Genomic DNA, 21,358 nt, shown 5'->3' with positions numbered 1-21,358 from the left:
AGCCACAGACTTATATTGTCTGTGGCATTTTTTTATCTGCTGCTTAGTATCTCATTATCCAACGATACCTGAACGCTCTAAACTTTCTACTAAGTTTCTTTGTACGATGAAGTATACAATCAGTAGCGGAATTAAGAAAATGATTAATGCCGCTTGCTTTGTTGCATCAAATGTAAGCTGGCTTGTTAAGAATACATTGAACTGATCGAAAAGAATAGAGTTAATTCTATCTCTTTGCTCTGCACCGAATAGACGTTGTAGTACAACACTTAAATATGGTCCATCTGGATGGAAGTAGTTTGTATAGTAAACATCCCCATAGTTCCATACGAATGAAAGAACACCAACTGTCATAATTGGAGGCATTGCGTTAGGGAACATAATTTTAAAGTATGTACGATAGAAACCACAACCATCAATTACAGCTGCTTCTTCAAACTCATTTGGCATAGTAATAAAGAACTGTCTAAAAATGAAGATGAAGAGCCCTTGTTTTACCCCAAATCCTAAAAAGGCTAATATATAAAGTACAAATGGTTTATTAATAAGGTCTATTGTTGAACCATTCATAAGTGTAATTAAGCCAAAGATATCAAATTGTTTGAAGTGAAGGTATTGAGAGATTAATAATGCTTGTGGTGGTACTAAGAATGTAAGTACTACTAAAGCAAATATAATATTTCTACCTTTGAAATCAATTCTAGCAAGTGAGTACCCTGCCATTGCACTCATAAATACTTGAATTACAGCCATACTTAATGCGTAAAGAAGTGAAATGATAAGTCCCATAAAGCTTCCGCCTAAGGCAATCTTGAAGGCTGCCTTAAAACTAAGAAGAGAGAACTCTTTTGGAATCCAGATAACGTCAGGGTTACCTAAGTCAGCCATTTCTCCAAAAACTAGTGGGAAAAGTTTTAACATAGGATAAAGGATTACAAAACATAATCCTAGTATAAGTGAGTAAAAGCAAAGTTTGTACCCAATACCCATAGCTTCTTTTTTAATACGATAGCCATCCCATGGGATCTTTGCACTTTTTAATTCTCTCGCTTTCACAAATCTGTCGTTACTAACTACTTTATTTGCCATAATCTAGTTTCACCACCTTCTTCAAGAACCAGCTAATAAATACAAGTAATACAATTGCATTAACAATAAAGATAATAGAAAGTGCAGAACCTACACCAATTTTACTCTTAATAAAAGCAAAGTTATGAATTTCTTTTGTTACTGGTGAGCTTAAGAATAGCTCAACAAGTGTGTAGATTGCTACGAAAAATGTAATGTTTGCTGTTGAAGGAATTGTAACCTTCCAGAATGTTTCGTATGTCGTTGCACCTTCAATTTTTGCTACTTCATAAAGAGCAGGGCTGATAGATTGAAGACCCGCTAAGAAGATTAAAGTTTGTACCCCTGATTTTGTAATCAGTGTAAAAATACCTGTTATCGTACTTTGAATAAAGGCTACAACTTCCGGAGGTAATCCAGTAAACTGCAGTATAGACTCCGCAAAAGACGTTTCAGCAAATACTGCTGTTGTTGCTGTTTGTGTCATCATACCTGTATCAATACTCATCATGCTTACTACAACATCTAATCCAAGAATAATTGGTAAGAAGAAAATGATACGTACAATAGCTCTTCCTGGGAACTTAGCATTAATAATTAATGCTAAGAACAAGGAGAAGATTACTGTAAGTGGTACATTGATTAACATCTTTTGATTTTCTTCAACAAGTAGTCTAAGTACTTGAGTATTCTCTGTTGTTACTTCTGTTTTAAATAGATCTATATAGTTCTGTATACCTGAGAATGCTAAATTCATCCCTCCAGCTTCCCCTACAGATACATGGTTAAAAGAATAAATTGTTGTGTTAATAATAGGTATTGCAAAGAATGTAATAAACCCGATTATCCAAGGCAAGATAAAAATAAAGCCGTGTATTTTTCTCTTTGTTGAATATTTTAGTGCTCTCATTTTATATCCTCCCTCAATTATTTAATAATCTCATACCCTACTGCATCAATTGTACGTCCTTCAACTTGTACTGGATATGGATTGTAGTTTACAAGCACTTTTGTACCATTTGCATACTCTGTTTCAAAGGCACCTGCTTCAAGCATTCTATGATTTTTAATTTCTCTTGTACCAATTGTATTAAATGCTTCACTGTATTCACTATAAAGTGCTTCCATCTCTGGTTTAAGTGTGTTGTAATCTACACTTAAGTACTCTCTATATTGTGAATCTTTTAATACATCTTGGTTTGTTGCACTTATTGTAAATTTAGGATAACTACCTACTTCTAAAGCTTGTAATAAGTAATAATCTTTACTTTCTTTAGACATATTCACATTAAGCGTTGTATACTCTACTAATCCATTCATTACAAGTTGTCTAAATGGAATACTTGAATACATTGTTCCATAGTTACTGCTCTCTCTTGAGATATTTACTGCGTAATCACAGTAAGGTAATGTATTCATGTTTGGATTGTTAAAGGCTAATACTTTATTCTCACTTAACTGAGCTAATCCATTTTCAATCATCACATTTGCTTGTACAGGTGTTAAGATCTCTTCTTCTTTATAATTTGCATAATAAGTATTTGGTACATCACCAACTGAAATGTTATTAATTCCTTCTGTACCTTTTACAAAACGATTAACAATATCTCCAAAGAATTTTGGATGCATACGATAAGTAGGTTCAAATTCTGGTGAATATTTACCTGTTGTGTAATCGTAATCATAAATTGCTACTGGTTTACTATCATAGTTATAAAGACCATGCACTTTTGCACTAAATGGATAACTTGTATCTTTGATTGTCATTAAGTCTGTTCCAAAGAAAATTTGATCATTACTAGCTTCTACTGCTTGCACTAATGCATCAAATTCTTTTTTACTACCATTTTCTTTTACAAGGCTTGCTTTTGATTGAAGACCTGTTTTCTCTCCACCAAAGAACGCACCTTCATAGTTAAGAACAAGATTCATATCGCTAAGCTCTTCCACTATCGCTTGCGCTTGTTCATAAGTAGTCATTGAAATGGTTTTATCATATGGTACCCCAGCAATACGTGCTGGAATAGTAAGTGCACCAAGCATATCTATATACATTTTTGGCTCAGTTACATAATTTTGTGTTAAACCATGTTTCTCAGTTAAATATTCTTTATAGGTATTTGCCATATCAAAATAGGTTACTGAGTCATTGAAAAGTTTATAACGTACTGTATAGTCCATATCAATTTTACCTGTAGATGCTAAGTATCTACTATCGTTATCACTATATGGTCCCATCAGCTTAACCCTTGAATATTGCATTACATCTACAGATGGGTAAACTTTGTTGTTTACACTTCCTCCTGTAGAGATATCGTTCGTCCCCAGACGTACATTAACTGTTGCGAGTTCTGCTCCTGATTCAATAATCCCCATAAATCCATGCGTAGCATTTTCATCTTTGCCATAAGTCATACCAAATACTGGCATATGAATGTTTTCTTTGAATGTTGGCATTTGATACATTTGATCATAGTATGTATTATCATAAACTGGTCTTGAATATTGTGGGTATGCTGCATTGTAAGAATTTAATTCAAATAATGCCCCAGCTCCATCAGGAACCATGATATATCCATCTTTAACATCTTCTGAAGATGCGTGTCCAAAAGTAGCATAAGCTTCAATGTTTTGTAATTCGAAATAATCATTTCCACTTGTACACTCAGAAGTTGGTACATTAATAACTAAGTCTTCTCCATCAAGTGTAACATCTACTACAATTTTAAAGCTTGCAATTTGTGGAATTTCAATATCTAAGCCAGCAGCCTCATTATCTGCTTTTACCATTTCTTCTGTATAACCAATGATTTGTACCATTTCATTAAGTTGTTTTACAGCACTTGGTGGTAAAGCTTTGGCATCAACAATTTTAAATCCACCTTTTGTTAAGTCTTTCATATAGACTTTCTTTAAAATGTTTTTGTAGTTTGCAGCTTGTTTATCAGTGATAGCCCCTTCTTTGGCCTTCTTCTCTATTTCATCATAAAATCTTGAGTTAAGATATTCACTTTCAATATAACTTGGTAATAACTGATCAGGTTTTTTAGTTGAAGTTTCGAAGTATAAAGTAAGTTTTACCCCATCTTCAATTCGGTCAATACTATAATTACCTGGTTCAATGACGTCTACAAAAGCGTCCCATTCGTTCTTTTTATTATCTCCACTTAAATAAGAGATCGTTAAAATCGATTTATCCTTGTTATTACTTGGTGCTGCAACTTTACTTGTCCACTCTCTGCCACTTACTTTATCTGCTACTCTAATATCAAGTGTATCAGTATCTAAGTGAAGCTCTTTAGTTGCAGATTCTGCAACTAAGAGTTCGCCTTTTTTAATATCTATAGATCCTTTAACCTCTTTTATCCCTTCTCGTTCAACACTTGCAACTTGTGCTGCTTTAAGTGTTAGGTGAGGAATGACCTTAACTGTTCCTGCTACTAAAACTACTACTGCTACCCCTAGAATAATATTACGTATCTTTTTATTCATTCTCTCACCACCTTCTAATAAATTCTTGTCCTAATGTTGATATAAAACTAATAACTTGTTCCATTAAAGAGAAGTAAAGTACACTAATGAAAATAATAACGATTGCAGCAACTGCTGTAGTAATTAATGTAATTACACTCTCTTTAGCTGTATATTCATGTACAGTTGTAACACCACAGAATACTAAATAATAGAACCATAACATTCCTACTGCATTAAAAGCAAAGAGTAAACTTGCTTCCTCTAAAATAATAATGTTACTGATTGCAATTGTAGCTACTTGGAATAAAAGCATTGGGCAAATCGCATATCCTATAACCATGTAAAGATCTTTGATTTTTCCTTTACCATTACACAAAGTAGATACACTCCAGTTACTTACAATAAATAGAAGTAATGGTGCTACTGTTAAAACAAAAGTAGCAATACTATTGATTTTATACGCTGGGAAACTATTAACTACAAATCCTGTATATTGATTATTTAAAATCATTGCTATTCCATATGCTAAAATTAAAACTGTTGCAAGCCATATGTTACCTTTTCCACGCCATTTAATTTCATAAAAAGCATCGAATGGGTGAAAAAGCGTATATTTTAGGTATTTAAGCTCTTCTACAACTTTATTCATTTTTACACCCTCCTTACATTTTCTGCTTTTTATAATAGCGCCATTCAGAGAAGATTACCCCGCCTATCACTAATACAAATGTAGCAAAAATCCAACCAAAATGATCTTTAATCCAAATACTTCTGTAGCCATTAAATGCTTTAGAATAGTATTCTTGGTTGTCTCCAAGTTTAAAGTAATACATAGCTGTTTCATAATCTTCTTTCATCAGATAGGATTTACCGATGGTTGAATAAGCCATTTCATAGTTACCATTGATTGCAACAGCATTTAATAAAAGTTCTGTTGCTTTGTCCCACTCACCATTAAAGTAAGCTTCTGAAGCACTAAGCGCTAATTTACCAAATTCAGTTGGCGCATAAACATACGCTGCTTTCATTTGTTTATCTGTTATAACAAGCTTTTCTCCAAGCCATGCAATAGAAGAAGGATCTGCAAATTCACCTTTCATGTAACCTTTACCACCAAAGATGTTCATAAGTTCTCCATCAAAGTTATAAATGAAGATACGTCCTTTTTCTTTATCTAGTACTGCATATGTACCATAGTCAGTAAGCGCAATATCTGTAAATTTACTAATACGTGCTACTGATGTTGATGTTGGATCTGTATTTAAATCACCACGTACTTTCCAGAATCCATTTTCACGAAGTACATTTTCCCCTTTTGGGTTAAATCTAAATACTGCATCTTGTGCACTACTATCTTGTGTTGTTGCATAAATAAAACCTTCATCATCAATTTCGATATTGTTGAATGATGGCGCTAAAACTTTTTGCATTTTAGCTTTTTGTTCTTCAGATGCTTGTTGTCTCCAGAAGTAATCAAGTAAATTTACTTTTGGTTTGTTAACCCCAAAGTATCTTACAAACTCACCATCTTGGTTAAGTTCAATAATCCCTTCAAATCCTGATTGTACAACTACATAGATTCTATTGATTCTATCTACTGCAATCTTTGAAGGTTTAAATACAGTTTGTCCAACCATATTTGTTGGTTGATTAATAATTTTCTTAAGTGAAAAGTCTTTTTCATTTAAGACAACAATTCTTTGGTTACCAGTATCAGCAATATAAATCTCTTCTTCTGGTTCATGTACGAATACACCTTCTGGTGCATTAAGTACAATTTGTTTTTTTGTTTTTTCGTCAACTGCAATTTTTCCTTCTGCATTACGTACTACTTTAATAGAAGTGATAAGCTCTAAATCTGGATTAAATACATTTACTCTAGATTCTACGCTATCAACAATATAGATTCTGTCGCCTGATACCGTTACATCATCCATACTTGAAACTTTTACATCTCCCATACTTCCTTGATCTATCGTTGTATACAGTTCAAAGAAAGGAATATCTTCAATTACTCTACCCCAATAGTCATACGCGTAATTCATCTCACGTGTGTTTTGTCCATATACAAAACTTGGGATACAGAGCATTACTATCAAAAGATAGGCAAAAAAGTTTTTCCCTTTACGCATCTTACTCACCCCCATTAGTCTTTCATTCCTGATGTTGCCATAGTCTCAATAACGTTAGATTGAGAAATTACAAAGACAGTAACCGGTACGATCATCATAATTAGTGAAACAACTGATGCTACCCCTGTTCTTGCAATACCCCCTCCAATAATTTGAGATAATGAGTAACTAATTGGCTTTAAGTTTTCAGAATAGATAAAGTTACCACCTGTTGCTCCCCAAAGTGTTTGGAAAGATAAGATACAAAGTGTAATCCAAGCTGGTTTACAAAGTGGAATAATTACAGTCCAGAATACTCTTATTTCACTTGCTCCATCAATCTTAGCTGATTCAATAAGTGCCATTGGAATCTGAACGATAAAGTTCTTCATCAGATAAAGTCCAAGTGTTGAACCAATAACTGGTAAAATAACTGCCCAATATGTATTAACCATTCCTAACTTACTCATGATGATATAGTTAGGTATAGCTGTAACTGATGCATTGAACATAAGTGCATAAACGATGATATTAGACATCACTTGTGAACCTGGGAACTTATACTTAGCAAGTGGATACGCTGCCATTGTTCCTAAAAGTACTGTACCAAAGGTTCCAAGTAATGTTATAAGAAGTGTATTAAATATGTATCTTGAAAATGGAACCCAAGAGTTATTGATAATTGTTGATAAATCATAAAAGTTATTTAAAGTAGGGTTTTGAACAAAGAGTTTTGGTGGGAATAAGAAAATCTCACTCATCGGCTTAAATGCATTGTTGATTGCATATAAGAGAGGATAAGCACTAAAGAGTGCAAACCCTCCAAGAAGGATCATCAGACCAAGGTCGCCACCAATACTTCTATTTCTACGTGTAAATTTTCTACTATTAATGGATTGTTTAACTTTTTGTATAACGTTCATATTAATCCCCAACCCTTCTCAGCATTTTTTGAACGATGATATTGGCTATTAACATAACGAAGAATAATACTGTCGCAATAGCACTTGCATATCCCATTTCAAATCTTACATTACCGTAGTCATGTAAGTGAGTAAGAATGGTATGACCTGCATAATCTACTGATGGGAATCCCGCAAGCTCAATAGATATAGCTGATACAGATAGTGAGTTTGTAATCTGCATTACCGCACCGAACATAAGCTGTGGTTTCATAGATGGAAGTGTAATGTGCCATAATTCTTGCCATCTATTTTTAATACCATCCATAGCTCCTGCTTCATATAATGACTTGTCTACAGTTTGTAAACCAGCGATGAATGCAAGGAAACTTACCCCAAGACTTAACCATAATTGAACTACAATTAAGATTGGTAAGATGTAATCTGCATTTTCAAACCATAAGATTGGTGAATCAATAAGACCTAATTTCATAAGCCATGCATTTGCAAAACCATACATATCAGATGAGAAAATTAATTTCCAAATAAGATATACGTTACCTGATATTGATGGTGCGTAGAAAATAAGTGTTAAGATTGCACGTGGTTTTGGTGGTAATTCGTTGATTAACCACGCAAAGATGAAACACATAATATAACTTATTGGCCCTGTAATAAAAGCAAGTAATAACGTATTTTTAACGGCTATAAGAAAAACTTCATCTCTTGCCAAAAGTTCGATATAGTTAGCAAGTCCAACAAAGTCTGGTGCTTCTAACATGTTAAAGGATGTAAAACTAAGTCCCATTGCTACAAGTACAGGCACTAAGTTAAAAATCACGAAAATAATCGCAAAAGGCATAATGAGTAAATATTTTTCTTTATGTAGTCTCCATGCTTCCTTTAAGGGTAGGCGCCCTTTTTTGTTTGTTGTTGTTTCCATGCTACCCTCCTCATTAAATTTATTCTGATTCTACAGTTGATAAATTAAATTCCTTACGTTTTTTTGTAAGTTCATCATTAATTTCTTTAGCATTTAAGTAAAGTGCTTCTCTTGGATTTTGACCATCTGTTACAACATTTTTGAATGCGTAACTTACCATACGAGATGTCATATAACCACCTGGTACTTCAGGTAATCCTTTAGTTGCTCTAAACTGTTCTTTTAAAGCTCCTGCATCTTTAACTGACCATGGAAGTTGTTCTACAACATCAACATTAGCACTTGGATAACGTGCTGCTGGTCCCATAATCCCTTCAATAGTGGTTCCGTATTCAAGCTGTACTTCTTCGCTTGTCCACCACTTCATAAATTCCCAAGCTGCATCTCTATTCTTACCTTGTTCAAGCATAATACATTGTGTTGTACTAGAAACAAGTGTATTATCTACCGTACCATCTTCTTTTACTTTTCCTGGTACTGGTGAGAATGACCAAAGGCCACGAATTTCTGGAGCTGATACTTGTAACTGACTATATACCGTATAAGGTGCTATACCCATTGGTACTTCCCCTGTTCTGAAACGGTTAGCAAAGTCTGCAACTACTGGTAAGTGATAACTTGTAAAGAACTGTGTATAATCTTGGAAGGCTCTCATTGCCCCTTCTTCATATAAACCTGTTTCGATACCATAGTCATTTCCTTCTCCAAGATACATATCATTTCCACCTTGGAATACTAGTGATGCATACATTGTTCCATTTGGATCTGCTGTTCCAGCTGGCATATAGAAGTCGTAGTTATGCATTTGCAATACTGGGATAATCGCTTTTACTTCCTCCCATGTAGTTGGTACTTCAAGTCCTAATTCATCTAAGATATCTTGTCTGTAGAATAACATCATAAATGATTGTTGTTCTGGCATACCAAAGATACCTTCTTGGAATGTAATACCTTCAAATGCACTTGGCTCATACTGTGTATACATTTCGCTAAAGCCATCAAACTCATTTAAATCTACAAGTGCATTACGCACTGCAAAGTTCATAGCTTGTTGCTCTGTAATACCCGTTACAATGTCTGGGCCTCGTCCTGCAAGAGTAGCAGGAATGATTACACTTTCTGGAATAAGTTCTAATTGAACATTAATACCTGTAAGTGGTGTAAAGCGTTCTTCAATTAAGTTCATCATTACTTGAGCCTGGTCACGACCTGTCCCAATCCAAACTTTAATTGATTCTTGCTTTTTATCAACCTTCCCTGACATTTGCGTATTATCATCTATAAAAGTAGATAAGAATCGTTGTGATTCATACGCAAAGTTCTCAACAAAGCCTGCTTCTGTTTGTATAAGTTCTTTTTGCTCTGTACCTAATGTAATAGAGTCTACTTCAAGTGGCATAGATGCTACTTCCATATTCCATAGACCTAGTGACGAAATATTATTTTTTAACTGGCTAAGCTCTTTAACAACAAGTTCTGGATTTTTTGCCAGACGTCCAAGTTGTATAACAAGCTTATCGATAATAACTGAGTCTTCACCTTTTTCACCTGTAATGCTGATAACTTCTTCTAGTATATTTCCAAGTCTCTCTGATTCTTGCGTAAATATATCTTTAACTTCTGGAAGTTTTTTCTCGATTTCATAGTCAATGTAACTGTCTGGAACCGTACCTGTTAACTGAATAATTTTACGGTAAGTTTCATTGAGGACAAATAAACTTTCTTGAACTTCTGTTGTGGCCCTATCGAATTGGCCTAATACTGTCTCTAATGTAATTGTGTTAATTCCCTTTTCAAGAGGAATTAAATAGGCTCCATCATCATTTCCAATAACATAGTTCTTAAATCCTGTGCTATATGGGAAACCTATACTATTCGCTTCTTTAAATGGAACTTTTCCATTAACTAATAATTTTCTGTATGATACTCCACCACGATTACTGCTTTGTCTTGCTGTAAAGGATACTTGATAGAGTCCTGATTCAGGAACTTCAACTTCCCATGTTATACCATCCCCTGGTGTTTTCCAGCTGTCTCCACCAATTGTATTAAATACTAAATTAGATGGATGTGATGGTTCTATTCTTGGACTAGAATAATTTGTATTAATTAATATTGCTCTTGAAGATTTTAATACATTTTTTGTGATGCCTTCGTTGCGCTCTGCTTGCCCTACAAGAAGGTTACCCTCATAAAGAGGGTAAGTGCCTTGTAGTTTATTAATGGTTTCTTCATAGCTAAGGATTGGCTCATCTGCCTTAAAGACAAGATTTGTGATTTTTACAGCCTCTTTGATTGCTTCAAAAGTAAGAGTATGTGTTCCTTGTGATAAGTAAAACTTATAAGGTTCTGTTCCCCTTCTTTGAGCATCTTCTACAAAGGTTTGTTTTGGATTGATAAGTTCTACGGTATTTGGTCTTATTTCATTATCGTTTCTAACTTCAATTTCAGCTGTCTCATTTGCCCATGTACGTTCAAAACTTAATTGTTCCATACCTTTAAAGCAAACTTGATCATCTAGGTACATTTTTCTTTCGATAGTAGAATTTTTACCTTCTACAGGTAAAAATCCTACTTCTAAGTTATAAAAACCTGGTGTTTTAACGTCAAACTGCCATGTTACTTTACCCTCTTCAGGTGTAATTACACCTTCTTGGTCTGTCGTTACACGAGTGCCATCTGCAGCAGTATAGTTATTAATATCTACTACAACTTCACCTTTTGACATATTTCCTTGATATCCGTTAGAACTTAAGTAAGACGCATATGTACTTTCATAGAATTCTTCTCTATCCGTTGGTACACCTATCGTATACACACCTTGCTTTGAGTCGTTAGCACCCTTATAGCTATAACCAATGGCAGCAAGGGCAACCAATGATAATATCAAGCTTCCTACAAGCTTCTTATTCATTGCCTCGCCTCCTAATATGACTAATTACTTATTTTTACTCTGCTACAACTTGTACTTCAATTGTTTGTGTTGCTTCGTTGCCTGCATAGTCTGTTACTGTAATTGCAACATTGTATGTACCAGCTGTTGTTGTATCAATTTCTGATAAATCAGCTACTACCTTTGATTTAAGGTCTAAACCATCTTTATCTGTAGCTGCTTCTACGAAATCGTTAGCCCAGTTAATATTTGCTGATTCTTCACCTACAGTGATTGTTCTCATTTCTTCTTTCATTGTAAGTGTTGGTGCTGTTGTATTATTACCATCATAGATTGTGATATTGATGTTTTGTTTACCTTCATTTTCATTTGAATCAGAAATTGTACCTACAACACCTTTTGAGTAAACGCCTACTGTGTTGAAGTCTGTTGCTGATGAATCCCATTTAATGTTTGCTGCATCAAGTTTACCATCAACATTATCTGCTACTGTAAATTCACTAGCCCAATCAATTGATGCTGGATCTGTTCCTTTAGGGAATGCGTATGTTTTACCTGCTTCTACTTGTGTAAATGCTGGTGCAATATTATCTTTTACTTCTGTACTATTTAATGTTGCTTCTACACTTGCAATTTTATCTGTGATAATTGCTTTTTTAGCTTCTACTGCTACTTCGTAGCTTGGTGAACCATCTACACCGAAGATTGAGTCTCCTGCAATCTTCATGAAGTCCCAATAAACGCCTGTCATGTTAGAAAGTTCGTTTACAACTGTTGCTTCTGTACTTGAATAGTAGATATCTTGCATATCAGCGCCAATTTCTTCATGGAATAAGTCAATTCCAATTCTGATTGGTGCTTTTTCATCTGCTCCACCATTTACTTCTTTTGTTAATTTTTGAACTTCTGAGTTAAATAATTGGTATGTTTGAATTGCTACTGGAATTTTAGCTTCATCTACACCACGAAGGATTGCCCATGATTCTCCACCTGTACGAACTTGTCTGTAGTTTGGATCATCAAATGCCATACTGTCTGGTCTTGGGAAAGGAATAAATCCTAAAGATTGACCACGATCAGCTGCTTTAGATGCTGCACCACTTGAACGCCAGTCTTCGATATTTGTGAATACTGATTCACCCATTTCGAATGGTGCACCTTGTGCATTGTAAGGTCTGTTACTTGTACCTTCTACAACTTCTGTAACAAGTAATCCTTTGTTGATTAAACCTTCAACGTATGCTACAGCTTCTTTTGTACCTTTAGATTCAATTCCAAGTCCTTCTTGGCCGTAGATACTTCCACCAGCTGAATGCATTGCTTGGATAAGTGTTTCTGTGTAGTCTGTTCTGTATGCATCAATTCTTTTTTCTGGTCTTTCTGGTGCCTGACTATTTGCATAGTGTGCATTGATTTTAGCTAAGTAATCTTCAAATACACTCCATGTCCATTTACCTTCTTTATAAAGATCTGTTGGGTAAATTGTTTTGCCGTTTTCTTTTAAAGCGTCAACTTGTTCTATGTAATCAATGTTATAGAATAATGGTGATAACGGATGTGTTCCACCGCCTGATACTTCAATAAAGTATTGTTTACCATAGATTGGTGCTGGAATCTCACAATCTGGTAAAAATGCGTCCATATAATTATCTAATGGTTGAAGTACGTTTTGTCCTAAAATAGTTCCTTGTGAGTTAGCATATAAGTTAACAACATCCGCAACCGGGTCACCAGCCATTACACTTTGTAAAAGTACTTCTGTTGTATCTCCAGGGAATTGTACCCACTCAATATCAACGTTTAATTCATCTTTTACTTTTTGCATTGCCTGAATACGGATTTCTCTGTCAACTTCATTCATTGCATATTCGCCTGTTACAGGATCTTTGTAGTTAGGATTCATAGAGTTTGCAGCATGTGATCCAATACGGATTACTGTTGTTTCACCTTTATCTCCTTTTGGAGCTGTATCAGTATTATTACCTGTTTCAGCACCTTTTCCCCCTGCACAACCTGTTAGAGCTATTGCACCCGCTAAACCTAATGCAAGCACTTTAGAAAATTTCTTTAGCATTTTCTGCTACCTCCTCTTGATGTGTTTTTAAGCTTACAATTTAAATTTTTCCCTTTTCCCAGATGTTAATTATTGTGTACTTAAAAGAGTTACTTTAACTTGCAAGTCTTATCTATCTTGATTGATTACCAATTAAGACCTTTAAGAATATCACTAAAACTTTTTACTAAAAAAACCATTTGTTAACTAATTTTTACATACTTGTTAGAAAAAGTTTAATTGCACTTTTACACAAAAATCATTTTTTTATTCGTGTAATTTAAGTATATTTTACAACATTTAGTTCTAACTTACAATACAAATATAAAATTTTTACTTTTTTTAGCACTATTTTTTTATTTTAAGTTCAAAAAAACTAGATGACTCAAATTTTACCACCTAGTTTTTTACCAATTTATTTACCTGTCTTATTTTACTACTTTATTTTACTACTTTACCGTAACCCTAATTTTTATAAATTTTCGCTCAAAAGTTATGTTTTTTCTTTATAGTTACTTAACTTTTCTGTTACTTTATCTTCCTTGAACAATAATTTCATCTGCAAAAATGAAATAGAACTTATGTGGCTTAGCTTTAACTCTTACATATCTTGCCTTTGCTTGTAGCTCCATTACAATATCCTTAATTTCAATATCAGGATCTCCACTTTCAGCATGTACATGATTTGTTCCTACTTCTTCAAACATTTCTCCATCTTGTGAAATATAGAAAGTTACATAATCAGGATAGTATGGACCTGATCTTTTACTTTGCATCAATCCAATATTAATACTAGAAATTTCTCTTTCTATGCCTAAGTCTACTACTACATCTAATACGTCTGTTGTAATGAGCCAGCAGTTATCTACATAATTAAGGCTACCTTTCTCACCATCAATTAAGTCATTTGCCCCATTACGGTTAAATACTTTTCTTTCATCAAACTTGGTAGGACTTGTAATAGCTACCCTTGGTAATGTATTAAAATATTTAGCCTCTATTACATCACTTGCAATACGCCCTTCTTTAAAGGCACGTGCTTTAATGACACAATCTTCTCTTACTTCAACAGCTTCCTTATATATAGAAGATTCTTCTGTTGGATCTGTACCATCTACCGTATAACGAATCACTCCACCATCATTGATATTGGTCATTGTGCAGTATACAACCTCATCGTATTGCTTTACTTTTGCACGATGAGACATGATTGGCTTAATAAGCTTAATCTTTGAGATTTTTTCTTCATCAACCTCTACAGCTTTTTCTACTTCTGCATCAAAAGCCACTGCATGAGTTAAGTACTCTTCATTAAAGATTTCTAACTGCTGTAATTCTACATGATCATTCATGATAAAGGTACAGTTAGAATCTGTTGGTATAATCATTACACTGTCATCTTCTTTTATACATTTTCCATTTTCTACTTTCATACCATAAGTAAATCCTTCATGCCTACAGATTAACTTATTATCTACAATCTCCTCTAAAACAGGTAATGTATTAATTCTAATACCCCATTCTATCTCAATATCCTTGCTCTCTACTTCAAATTTCATAGCTGCTTGGGTATGTGTAATGATCATTTTAGCTTGATCTTCCATATTCCATGTAGCAATCCATGTCTTTTCATCTTTTTTTGCTTCAAATTGAACAGTTTCACCTTTTAATACTGCACCAGTCTTTAAATTGATAAAGTCAATACTTGCTCTTTTTTCCTTTGTGCTCCAATAACAAGCATTGAGTATTGGTAGTGCATCAAAAATACTTTCATTATTATCTATATAATCATTAAGATATCTTGACTCATACTTTTCATCAAATAAATATAAATCTCTAATACTTAAAACACCTTGATCTAGCATTAAGCTACTACGGTAGAAACGGCTACTATACCAACACGTTTTAAGATCAAATGTTTCGTTCCAGTCTGTAGTTGCTGTATAAGTAACAGGTGGCGTTAGTTGATATTTCTTTTTAAACCAGATTGAAGAATCTCTAAGGCTTTCTACTCTAACTTTATTTTCTTTTCTAAGGTCTGCAATATGACGCATTTGCATTTCAAATCCATCTCCAACATTCCCCCAGATAAAGCTATTTTCTTGACCTGCTTGTGTATAGCCATAACCTAATTGTTCTTCTTCTGTAATACAATTAAATAACCATTTTACCCATGTTTCTGACTGACCACATGTCCAAGCTGGCTCTAATGTATAAATACCACCTGCTCCTGGTCTCACTTCTGCTTCAAAGTTATAGATTGGATCTGGTCCTAGTAATTTAAAGATAGGCATATTCACTTGCATCTCATGGCTTTGAGCTGGAATATTTTCATTCACTTTACTTGGATAGTAAGCACCATTTACATATCCGCCCCAAAGTGTAAAACCATCTATTCCTTTTTGATCTCTACAAAGCGCTCCACCTATAACACCATATTTTTCTTTTGCATACTCAAAAGATACAATATCCATTACCCATGAACCAATTGTTTTAGGATAGTAACCATACACTTCTTTGAAGTCTTTCATATAAACATCTATAAGTTTCTTTCTTTCTTCTGGTGTATAAGCAAGGGAGTACCCAGCCTTAACATGAAGGTCAATCACATCACAACCTTTCCATGTTACACCAGCTTTATCTGCCATCTCTTGTGTAATTTCCCACCAAGCGCCTACTTCATCTTTTTCATCAATCATAGACTTAATAAGTTCTGTATAACGTTCATCCATAACTGCATCATGTTTTAAGGCATAGGTTGCTGGAAGTTGATGTTGCTTTAAAATGTCCATTTCATTTTTCAATGTATCAAAATCTTCCTGAGTAAAAATGCCATCATTATAAGTTGACTTACGAACAAAATGATAAATATTTACTAATGCTTGTTTTTTCATGCTTTAATCCCTCTTTTATAGTCTTTTTGTTTAAAATAGATAAAATCTATCATACAACATAATTAACATAATTCATATATTTTTTCACTTTTTTATAGTAAAATTTTAGTTTTTATTTTATTATAGGAGTATTACCACGAGTTTGAAAGGAGCATTAGTATGTTTGCACAAAATGTTTTACCTCAATCAATAGTTTTTGAACACAATCAAGATTTCAATTCAAATTATTTCCGTATCCCATTTATGACTATCACCAAAAAAGGTACACTCATTGCTGGTAGTGATATTCGTTATGTAGATGCTAGCGACTATAATATGATTGATATCGGTATTGCTAGAAGTGAAGATGGAGGTAAAACTTGGATAGATAAACAAATCGTTCATCATAGACGCGGTATCCATCCTGAACATTCTAGAAAAATGGATGGTTGTATCGTTGTTGACCATGTGACTGGACGTATCTTCTTATTCGCTTTAGCACTTGATTTACATATGCATTTAGATTCTCATAACCACAAAATGCAAGACTTAGTTTATGCCTATTCTGATGATGACGGTAAAACTTGGTCTGAAGAAATTAGCCTCAAAAAATTCTATGATGATGATTGTAACCTCTTCCTTCAAGGACCAGGTAATGGTATCCAATTAGAAGATGGTACATTGGTTATACCTATTCAACGTTGGGTTCCACCAAATACTAACATTCGTTCAACAGCAGGTATTGTCTACTCTACTGACCACGGCGAAACTTGGCATCAAGGTGAGACACGCATTGATACCTATACTTCAGAAAGTTCAGTTGTAGAATATAAGTCAAACCAAATCCTTATGTCCTGTCGTGCACCGCTTACTGATGCACGTGCCTTCTATACAACTTCTGACTTAGGTAAGACTTGGGTGCCTCATATTTCTAATAATACTATTTACGAACGTGGAGGCTGTCAATCTCCTATTCTTAAATTTACTGCACCAAACCACAAAACTTATGGTGTATATGCCACACCTCAGCATTCAGGCATTTCTTGGGAACGTAACAAACTTACACTTATGGCTACTGATGACTTCATTCACTGGAATACTATTGCTGAAGTTATTCACGACTCTAATGATGGTTATTCTTGCTTTACTTATGACGAGACAAACCAAGCCCTCTACCTTCTTACAGAACAAAGAGGAAATATTGTTTGCCACAACTTAAGTTGCTACCTTCCTGCTATTATGCAAAACCATACAACTTATGATCACCAAGCAATAAGTAAGGTACACCGTTTCCCTGTATACTCTATGGGACATTACCTTAATATGACACACCAAGATGAATGGTACAAACTCCTTACATTAAAACTTAAGGCAAATAGCTTTGCTTTACTCAATCTTAATGTCTTAGGTTTCCATCATAACGACACCATCATCTTACGTGCTAAGCAGCACAATACAGATGCACATGATTTAGAGCATATAGAAGTAACTTCTACGTTGCCACTTCAACTTGTTCCAACACTTAAAGAAGATGATTACTTTGTATACGAACTCTATCTTCAAGCAACAACTCTAGATACACTAAGCTTAGCTGTTCAAAACTGTATGATTTCTGATCTTGAGCAAGCTGTTCTTCAAATTACAACTACCTTCCAAGATGCTACGCTTGAAAGTAGTTTAGAAACACTTCCTACTACAAATTAAATTTCGGAGGCTTTTATGGACTTTCATTTTTCGAAGGAAAATCAAGTACTATGTAGTATTCATCCAACTGACACAAGTTACCGCAGCGCTACTATCCTTACACATTATCTAGAAAAAATCACAAAATTAAACTTCTCATTAGAATCTAATGAGAAGTTACTTAACCAAGTTATTTTTAAAACATCTAATCAATATGGACATAATGGTTTTGCTTATTATACTGCACAAAGCACTGATCACACTGAGCTTATTTTTGAGTCAGAAAACGAGCAAGCCTTTGTTTATGCTGTTTATGATTTGTTAGAAAGATTAGTAGGCTGTCGCTACTTCACACCAGATGTAGACTTCATTCCAGCATACCCTAACCTCTCTATCGCACTGGATCACTATAGTTATGTCCCTCCTATTGAATACCGTGAAATTTATTATAAGGCTTTTGAAAATAAAGCCTTTGCAGAAAAACACAAAGCTGCACAAAGTAAAGTTCATGAAGGTTGGGGATTTTGGTGTCACTCTTTCCAAGACCTCTTACCAAGTAGTAAATACTTCAACGAACATCCTGAATACTTTGCACTTCTTAATGGTGAGCGTCATCCTCAAGGAGAACCTTGCTTAAGTAATCCGGAAGTACAAAAGATTATGATTGAAAACCTTAAAAAGTTCATGGATGAGAAACCTGAGTGTCGCTACTGGTCTGTAAGCCAAAACGATGACAATAACTATTGCCAATGTGAACATTGCAAAAAGATTGATGACTACGATGAAAGTCCTATGGGATCCGTACTTAACTTTGTTAACCATGTAGCTGATACCTATCCTGATAAAGTTATTTCTACGCTCTCATACTGGTATACTAGAAAACCACCAAAGCATACACGTCCTACAAAAAATGTACATATTATGACTTGCAATATTGAAGCAAACAGAGGACTTCCAATTGCTATCGATCCTACTTCAAAAGAAAGCAAGGAAGAATTAGAATTTTGGGCAAGTATCTCCCAGAATGTTTCACTTTGGGATTACAATATCCAATTTAGAAACTTAGTGAGTCCTTTCCCTAACTTACGTACTCTTGCTCCAAATATGCAGTTCTTTGTCAAAAACAACGTGAAACTTCTCTTTAGCCAATGTAATAGAGAAATAGGTGGTGAATGGAGTGACTTACGTGGTTACTTACTTGCCAAACTGGCATGGGATCCATACTGTGATGTAAATGCACATCTAGAAGATTTTTGCAAAGGTTATTATCAAGAGGGTGCACCTTTTATCCTTGAATATATTAAGACCATTCATGATGCACAAGAAAAACACAATCATCGCCTAGATATCTTTGGTAACCCTGAAGATGCTAAGAAGACCTTTTTAACTAAAAAGCTTTTCAAATACTATGTAGAACTCTTTGACAAAGCAAAAGCAAGTGTAGCATATGATGAAGACTTATTACTTCGTGTTCAAGTGGCTGCACTTCCTATAGATTATGCGGGTATCTATCTTAAGTACGGTACACCCAAACAACAATTAGAACGTATTGCACGTTTTGCAAAGGTTGCAAGAAAGTGCCAACTTCATATGGTTGAAGAATGGAAGATTACTGTTGACCAATTTGTTACTGACGCATTATCCCAACTTGATTTATAAATTTACTATATCATCCAAAAGGAGATTGTTATAAAGTCATGAAGCCACATTTTAACGTAGGTATTTTCGATGAATTAGATGCTTTATATCCAGATACAAATGCACATTTAGGCAAAGAAATTTATCAAATCAGTAGCGCTTCTAATAGTTTTGCTAGCGCTCATCTTATGGTTTCAGACTTAACACCAGGGGATTGTGTTACTTTTGAAATTATAGGTCCTCATGGAAACTATAAGCTTTTTGAACTTGTTCCTGTACCCGTTGAACATAATACAGGCCTTACTACTCGCACCGAATGTATAGATCATATGTATAATCCTTATACCATTCGCCGTGCACCTTTTATGATTTATGAAGCTTTAAGACCTATGCGCAATATCTTACAAGCAACTGGTACTTCTTTAGCTGTAGCCTTTAGATCTCTTGTAAACGTATCTAAGTATACTCAGCAAAAATGGGATATTCTTATTACAGTTGGCACTTTAACAAGAAAGGTAACACTTATTGTAGATGCCTTCCCTGTATGCGTACCACCATGTGGCAAAGACTCTCATAAGTATGTCAATTGGATCAACTTAGATAACGTAGCCGAATTACACTATTGCACACCTTGGAGTGACAGATGGCTTGCACATGTAAAATCCTATTTCAAACTAGCGCATTATGGAAGACAGAATACAGCTTGGCTACAACCTACTCTTTTCTTTGAACAAATCAAGGACCATACACTTGTACTTAATGAAAAGAAACTTGATAAACTTATTCAAATCATTGATGAATGTGGCCTGTATTATATTCAATGTGCTACTGTAGCAGGCAGAAAAGATGGGGATTGGATGGCAAGTGAAGCTGAAGTGATGATCACTGGTGAACCTATCCCAGGCTCCGGAGAATCTACACTCGCTTCTATTGGAGAACAGCTCTATGCTTATCTTGTCAAACACAATTTAGAAGAACGTTGGATTCAAAGCTTCTTTGATGAACCCTTAGATGTTTCTAGTACTGTCTACAAACAGGGTGTATCTATTTTGAAATCTGTTATGCCAAACATTCCAATTTTAGATGCTAATAAGAGTGCTAAGCCTATTGAAGGAAGCCTTACTATCTGGTGTCCTAATGTTGCTGATTATGAACATGACTTAGACTTTTATAATCACCGTATTTCTGAAGGGGATCGTGTATGGGTTTATACATGTTTAGAACCTACTGGCCCATATCTGAATCGCTTACTGGATATGGAAAGAATCCGCACTGTACTTTTTGGTTGGGTAGCTTCTTTATATGATGTAGATGGCTTTTTACATTGGGGCGGTAGTTATTTCAAAGTTAATCCTTACGAGCAATCTTGTGTGTGTATGAATACTGAGGAATATACAAACTACCATAGCGATTATGCTTCACAGCTTCCTGCTGGTGATTGTGGAATCTTCTATCCTCATTACAGTGGCGCTATTTCTTGTACACGCTTAGAAGGGCATCGCATTGGATTTGAAGACTTAGAACTGATTCAGTTACTCAAAAAGATGAATCCAGCACTTTGTGATCAACTTGTGCATACCTTAGCACGTGGTTATAAGGATTATGAAACAGATCTAGTGCTTTATCGCCAAACTAAGCACACCCTACTTTCTACCTTGAATGCATTACAAACTATAGATTAATCACTTTATACATAAAAAAGCTGGCTTCTCACCTTAAG

The 21,358-nt window shown here is 34.7% G+C and carries 13 protein-coding genes; 3 read left to right on the top strand and 10 right to left on the bottom strand.

Annotated features, from left to right (window positions below):
• Positions 1 to 54: 54 nt before the first annotated feature.
• From PBV87_RS00405 to PBV87_RS00360, 10 genes are all read right to left on the bottom strand, one after another.
• Positions 55 to 1,089 carry a carbohydrate ABC transporter permease gene (locus PBV87_RS00405; protein WP_053985968.1) on the bottom strand — a complete coding sequence of 345 codons (1,035 nt, stop codon included), beginning with the start codon at positions 1,087 to 1,089 and terminating at the stop codon, positions 55 to 57.
• Positions 1,079 to 1,978, bottom strand: a complete 900-nt coding sequence (locus PBV87_RS00400; protein ID WP_271010734.1) for a carbohydrate ABC transporter permease — start codon at positions 1,976 to 1,978, stop codon at positions 1,079 to 1,081. Before PBV87_RS00400 ends, PBV87_RS00405 begins: the two co-directional genes overlap by 11 nt.
• Positions 1,979 to 1,995: 17 nt before the next feature.
• Positions 1,996 to 4,560 carry a DUF5696 domain-containing protein gene (locus PBV87_RS00395; protein ID WP_271010733.1) on the bottom strand — a complete coding sequence of 855 codons (2,565 nt, stop codon included), beginning with the start codon at positions 4,558 to 4,560 and terminating at the stop codon, positions 1,996 to 1,998.
• A gap of 4 nt (positions 4,561 to 4,564) precedes the next feature.
• Positions 4,565 to 5,191: a Yip1 family protein gene (locus PBV87_RS00390; RefSeq protein ID WP_053985971.1), complete on the bottom strand. Its 627-nt coding sequence runs from the start codon at positions 5,189 to 5,191 to the stop codon at positions 4,565 to 4,567.
• Positions 5,192 to 5,204: 13 nt separating this feature from the next.
• The gene (locus PBV87_RS00385) at positions 5,205 to 6,674 is read right to left on the bottom strand and encodes an NHL repeat-containing protein (RefSeq protein ID WP_271010732.1); all 1,470 of its coding nucleotides are present in this window, start codon (positions 6,672 to 6,674) and stop codon (positions 5,205 to 5,207) included.
• A 14-nt stretch (positions 6,675 to 6,688) separates the two neighbouring features.
• Entirely contained in the window at positions 6,689 to 7,576 is an 888-nt protein-coding gene (locus PBV87_RS00380) for a carbohydrate ABC transporter permease (RefSeq protein ID WP_053985973.1), read from the bottom strand.
• Position 7,577: 1 nt separating this feature from the next.
• Entirely contained in the window at positions 7,578 to 8,498 is a 921-nt protein-coding gene (locus PBV87_RS00375) for a carbohydrate ABC transporter permease (RefSeq protein ID WP_053985974.1), read from the bottom strand.
• A gap of 19 nt (positions 8,499 to 8,517) precedes the next feature.
• Positions 8,518 to 11,412, bottom strand: coding sequence for an extracellular solute-binding protein (locus PBV87_RS00370; protein ID WP_271010731.1), 2,895 nt, complete (start codon positions 11,410 to 11,412; stop codon positions 8,518 to 8,520).
• A gap of 34 nt (positions 11,413 to 11,446) precedes the next feature.
• On the bottom strand, positions 11,447 to 13,465 hold the full coding sequence (locus PBV87_RS00365; RefSeq protein WP_271010730.1) for an immunoglobulin-like domain-containing protein: 2,019 nt from the start codon (positions 13,463 to 13,465) through the stop codon (positions 11,447 to 11,449).
• Between the two features lie 512 nt (positions 13,466 to 13,977).
• Entirely contained in the window at positions 13,978 to 16,338 is a 2,361-nt protein-coding gene (locus PBV87_RS00360; RefSeq protein ID WP_271010729.1) for a chitobiase/beta-hexosaminidase C-terminal domain-containing protein, read from the bottom strand.
• A gap of 159 nt (positions 16,339 to 16,497) precedes the next feature.
• Between PBV87_RS00360 and PBV87_RS00355 the strand changes: the two genes are divergently transcribed.
• The 3 genes from PBV87_RS00355 to PBV87_RS00345 are packed head-to-tail and all read left to right on the top strand — an operon-like array spanning position 16,498 to position 21,320.
• Positions 16,498 to 18,021 (top strand): sialidase family protein, encoded by a 1,524-nt coding sequence (locus tag PBV87_RS00355; protein WP_271010728.1) that lies wholly within the window; start codon positions 16,498 to 16,500, stop codon positions 18,019 to 18,021.
• Positions 18,022 to 18,036: 15 nt separating this feature from the next.
• Positions 18,037 to 19,659, top strand: coding sequence for a DUF4838 domain-containing protein (locus PBV87_RS00350; protein ID WP_271010727.1), 1,623 nt, complete (start codon positions 18,037 to 18,039; stop codon positions 19,657 to 19,659).
• A gap of 38 nt (positions 19,660 to 19,697) precedes the next feature.
• Positions 19,698 to 21,320: a DUF4091 domain-containing protein gene (locus tag PBV87_RS00345; protein ID WP_271010726.1), complete on the top strand. Its 1,623-nt coding sequence runs from the start codon at positions 19,698 to 19,700 to the stop codon at positions 21,318 to 21,320.
• Positions 21,321 to 21,358 lie beyond the last annotated feature (38 nt).

Source organism: Holtiella tumoricola (genome assembly GCF_027857615.1).
Classification (GTDB): domain Bacteria; phylum Bacillota; class Clostridia; order Lachnospirales; family Cellulosilyticaceae; genus Holtiella; species Holtiella tumoricola.
The sequence above is the reverse complement of the archived record's forward strand: the minus strand, read 5'-3'. Positions and strand labels throughout refer to the sequence as shown.

Bases quoted from the DNA above. Each gene is read 5' to 3' on its own strand.
- PBV87_RS00405 (WP_053985968.1), bottom strand. From the start codon at position 1,089: ATGGCAAATAAAGTAGTTAGTAACGACAGATTTGTGAAAGCGAGAGAA.
- PBV87_RS00400 (WP_271010734.1), bottom strand. From the start codon at position 1,978: ATGAGAGCACTAAAATATTCAACAAAGAGAAAAATACACGGCTTTATT.
- PBV87_RS00395 (WP_271010733.1), bottom strand. From the start codon at position 4,560: ATGAATAAAAAGATACGTAATATTATTCTAGGGGTAGCAGTAGTAGTT.
- PBV87_RS00390 (WP_053985971.1), bottom strand. From the start codon at position 5,191: ATGAATAAAGTTGTAGAAGAGCTTAAATACCTAAAATATACGCTTTTT.
- PBV87_RS00385 (WP_271010732.1), bottom strand. From the start codon at position 6,674: ATGCGTAAAGGGAAAAACTTTTTTGCCTATCTTTTGATAGTAATGCTC.
- PBV87_RS00380 (WP_053985973.1), bottom strand. From the start codon at position 7,576: ATGAACGTTATACAAAAAGTTAAACAATCCATTAATAGTAGAAAATTT.
- PBV87_RS00375 (WP_053985974.1), bottom strand. From the start codon at position 8,498: ATGGAAACAACAACAAACAAAAAAGGGCGCCTACCCTTAAAGGAAGCA.
- PBV87_RS00370 (WP_271010731.1), bottom strand. From the start codon at position 11,412: ATGAATAAGAAGCTTGTAGGAAGCTTGATATTATCATTGGTTGCCCTT.
- PBV87_RS00365 (WP_271010730.1), bottom strand. From the start codon at position 13,465: ATGCTAAAGAAATTTTCTAAAGTGCTTGCATTAGGTTTAGCGGGTGCA.
- PBV87_RS00360 (WP_271010729.1), bottom strand. From the start codon at position 16,338: ATGAAAAAACAAGCATTAGTAAATATTTATCATTTTGTTCGTAAGTCA.
- PBV87_RS00355 (WP_271010728.1), top strand. From the start codon at position 16,498: ATGTTTGCACAAAATGTTTTACCTCAATCAATAGTTTTTGAACACAAT.
- PBV87_RS00350 (WP_271010727.1), top strand. From the start codon at position 18,037: ATGGACTTTCATTTTTCGAAGGAAAATCAAGTACTATGTAGTATTCAT.
- PBV87_RS00345 (WP_271010726.1), top strand. From the start codon at position 19,698: ATGAAGCCACATTTTAACGTAGGTATTTTCGATGAATTAGATGCTTTA.